The organism is Enterobacter cloacae complex sp. P13B (assembly GCF_014895915.1).
Classification (GTDB): Bacteria; Pseudomonadota; Gammaproteobacteria; order Enterobacterales; family Enterobacteriaceae; genus Enterobacter; species Enterobacter bugandensis.
The window spans coordinates 1-943 of the sequence record NZ_JADBQN010000119.1 but is presented as its reverse complement, the minus strand read 5'-3'; the positions used below and the strand labels follow the sequence as shown (position 1 = coordinate 943).

At 33.8% G+C, this 943-nt stretch carries 2 protein-coding genes; both read left to right on the top strand.

Features of this window, described 5'->3' with window-relative positions:
* Positions 1–845, top strand: an 845-nt coding sequence (locus IM273_RS22200) for a glycosyltransferase family 4 protein (RefSeq protein WP_193055660.1), incomplete at its 5' end; no start/stop codon positions are given.
* Between the two features lie 15 nt (positions 846–860).
* Positions 861–943 (top strand): DUF1972 domain-containing protein (locus IM273_RS22195; protein ID WP_193055661.1); only part of this gene is annotated, 83 nt, incomplete at its 3' end.

Sequence of the window (943 nt, the reverse complement as noted above, 5' to 3'; positions counted from 1 at the left end):
TGAGAAAGAAATATGATCTGATATACATAAACACATTGGCGCTATTCAGTATTGTTGTTATAGCAAAACTATTAAATATAAAAAGTCTTGTTCACTGTCATGAGTATTTAAATGGTAGCTTATACGGTCAACTGATTAAGAAGACAGTCCAACGCTGCGCAACTGTGATTGTAAGTGTATCTAACCATGTTGCTTCATATATTTCGGATTTTAAATCGAATAGCTATGTTATTCATAATGGTATACCAGAGCTTAGTAGTCAAAAAATAGAACCTCTTAAAAATAATTTTGTTAATTTTGCCATGGTTGGTAGAGTGATGCCTGAAAAGGGGCAATGGTTTTTGTTAGAGGCTTTAAAAGCCATGCCTAAAGAAAAGTTGGCACAAATAAAAGTCCATGTGTATGGTGATGCTCCACCGACAAGAAAGGAATTAATGTCGAAATTCATGGAAGACATAACCTTGGCAGGTTTAAAGGATACTGTGATTGTATATGGATTTGATCCAGAAGCATCTGAGAAAATTCAGCAATTAGACTGTTGTGTTGTACCATCATTAATGCCAGATCCTTTCCCGACAACAGTTTTGGAGGCAATGAGAGCTTCAAAAATAGTTATTGCAACTAATCATGGTGGTGCCAAAGAAGTAATTGATAGTGGAGTTAATGGATTTTCCATAAATCCGAATGATATAGAACAATTATCTTCAGTTTTAAGTAAAGTTGCTTGTATGGCTGTTGCTGAAAGAGAATTAATGGGTGAGAATGCCAGAAAAACTTACTCTAATGAATTTACGGTTGAACAATTCAAAAAACGCTTTATTACTACATTAAGTATGTACTTGTGAAAATCTAGGTTAATAATGAAAAAAATTCATATAATTGGCACCGTAGGTGTTCCTGCCTGTTATGGTGGTTTTGAAACTTTAGTAGATAATCTTTTAGA